The following is a 2,471-nucleotide window of genomic DNA, read 5'->3' as shown; positions in this document are numbered from 1 at the left end:
GTGCTGGTCGTGCGCGCCGGAGGCTCGTGGCGCGGCGAGGACGACCGCGGTGCCGGTTTCCGCGAGACGCTGGCGCGGCTGGCGCCCGGCCGCGCCGCGCTGGAGGTCGTCGACGACCAGGACCGTGCCGGTGCCGTGGCCGCGGGGGTGGTGCGGGTCCTGGCGCAGCGCCCCGGCGTGCGGGCGGTGTACTCGATGTACGCGGGCGCGGGCGGCAACGCCGCGGTGCTGGACGCCTTCGCCGCCGCCGGGCGCCGCTGCGCGGTGTTCGTGGCGCACGACCTCGACGGGGAGAACGCCCGGCTGCTGCGCGAGCACCGGGTCTCCGTGGTGCTGCACCACGACCTGCGCGCCGACCTGCGCCGCGCGTGCCGGGTGCTGCTGCAGGCCCGCGGGGTCCTGCCCGGGCCGGTGCGGGTGCGTCCCTCGCAGGTGCAGGTGGTGACGCCCTACAACACCCCGCCGCTCTCCCTGGGCGGCTGAGCAGCGCTGCTCACACGAGGGCCTCCACCGGCGCCGGCACCCGCGGCAGGCGCGCGGTGTCCGCCCACGCCTCGGCCAGGACCTCCACGACCCGGCGCATCCGCTCCGGCGCCAGCGTGAACGGCAGCCGCAGGTAGCGCTCGAACGCCCCGTCCACGCTGAAGCGCGGGCCGGTGCTCAGCAGCAGCCCGCGGGTGCGGGCGGCCAGCACCAGGGAGCTGCTGACCGGCTCGCCGAGGTTCGCCCAGGTGCTCAGCCCGCCGGCCACGCGCGGCACCCGCCAGGTCGGCAGCCGCTCGGCCAGGGCCTCGTGCAGCGCGTCGTGGGCGGCGCGCAGCTGCGCGCGGCGCCGGTCGGCGAACCCGTCGAGCGCGGCGACCACCTCGGCGCCGACGAGCTGGTCCAGCACGGGGGTGCCCAGGTCGGTGGGCGAGCGGTGCTCCAGCGCCTCGCGCACGGTGGCCGCGTCGGCGCGCACCCAGCCCAGGCGCAGCCCGGCCCACACCGACTTCGCCAGCGAGCCGACGTGCACGACGTCGCCGGGGAAGGGCACCCACGGTGCGACGCCGGGGGCGAAGCCGAGGTCGGCGGTGGTCTCGTCGACGACCACGCGGGTGCCGCTGCGCTCGGCCAGCTCCAGCACCTCGCGGCGCTGGCCGGCGGGCATCGTGGCGCCGGTGGGGTTGTGGAAGTCGGGCACCAGGTAGGCCACCGCGGGGCGGGCGCGGGTGAACGCCTCGCGCAGCGCCTCCCCGTCCCAGCCGCCGGGGCCCACCGGCACCGGCAGCGGGCGCCCGCCCGCGGCGGTCAGCGCCCGCACGGCCGTGGGGTAGGTGGGCGTCTCCACCAGCGCCCGGTCGCCCGGGCGCAGGAACGTGCGCGCCAGCAGCGCGATGGCGTGCTGGGCGCCCACGGTGACGAGCACCTCGTCGGGGCGCGTGGGCAGCCCCCGCTCGGTGTACCGCCGGGCGACGGCCTCGCGCAGCTCGGGCACCCCGTGCATCTCGTACCCGGTGCCGCCCAGGTGGCGCGGCAGGGCGCGCACCGCCCGCTCGACGGCCCCCTGCAGGCCCTGCACCGCCGGCAGGGCGGCGTTGACCAGGTCGAGCACCTGCGGGTGCCCGGGCGCGCCGGCGCCCTCCCCGTGCACCGGCGCGCCCGGCGCGGGCGGCTGCACCACGCTGCCCGAGCCGCGCACGCTCACCACGTGCCCGCTCTCGCGCAGCGCGGCGTAGGCGGCGGCGACGGTGGTGCGGCTGAGGCCGAGGGCGGCGGCCAGCTCGCGCTCGGCGGCCAGCCGGGTGCCCGCGGTCAGCCGGCCGTCCAGCACCAGCAGCCGCACCCGGTCGGCCAGGGCGGCGTAGGCGGGGGAGCGGTCGCGCCACGGCCCCAGCAGGGCGGCCAGGGAGCGGGCGCTGATCGTCGTCACCGGGCCACCGTAGTGCGATTGGCACTTCCGGTGGCGCGCTGGGGGCGGTCCAATCTGCTGCGTGCGCAGTCCACTCCCGTCCGGCCACCCCCAGCGCGTCCTGCGCCTCGCGATCGGCCTGGTCCTCTACGGCGCCGCGGAGGCGCTGATGGTCCAGGCGGCGCTGGGGGTGAGCCCGTGGACGGTCTTCGCCCAGGGCCTGGCCCGCCTGACCGGCGCCGGGCTGGGGTGGGTGACCAACGTCGTGGGCCTGTTCGTGCTGCTGCTGTGGATCCCGCTGCGCCAGCGCCCCGGCGCCGGCACCGTGGCCAACGTCCTGGTGGTGGGCACGGTGATCCAGCTCGTCGTCTCGGTGCTCGCCCCGCCCGCCGCGCTGCCCGCGCGCGTGGCCCTGTTCACCGCCGGGCTGCTGCTGCTGGCCGTGGCCAGCGGCCTGTACATCGGGGCGCGCTACGGCCCCGGCCCGCGCGACGGGCTGATGACCGGCCTGCACGCGCGCACCGGCCGGCCGGTGTGGCAGGTGCGCACGGGCGTGGAGGTCTCGGTGCTGGCCGTGGGG

2 protein-coding genes and 1 pseudogene are annotated in these 2,471 nt (G+C 78.8%); 2 read left to right on the top strand and 1 reads right to left on the bottom strand.

The features are described from left to right. Positions 1-483, top strand: a pseudogene (locus tag GTR00_RS18845) (LacI family transcriptional regulator); the annotation flags it as partial. 10 nt (positions 484-493) lie between these two features. Here GTR00_RS18845 and yczR read toward each other — a convergent pair. Continuing rightward, positions 494-1,912, bottom strand: a complete 1,419-nt coding sequence (gene yczR, locus GTR00_RS18840) for a MocR-like transcription factor YczR (protein ID WP_166613100.1) — start codon at positions 1,910-1,912, stop codon at positions 494-496. A 61-nt stretch (positions 1,913-1,973) separates the two neighbouring features. Here yczR and yczE point away from each other — a divergent pair. Further along, the coding region (gene yczE / locus GTR00_RS18835) for a membrane protein YczE (RefSeq protein ID WP_166613099.1) at positions 1,974-2,471 on the top strand (498 nt) is incomplete at its 3' end.

It is taken from the genome of Kineococcus indalonis (genome assembly GCF_009906395.1).
In the GTDB taxonomy this organism is placed as follows: Bacteria; Actinomycetota; Actinomycetes; order Actinomycetales; family Kineococcaceae; genus Kineococcus; species Kineococcus indalonis.
This window is presented reverse-complemented; position numbering and strand designations above follow the sequence as displayed.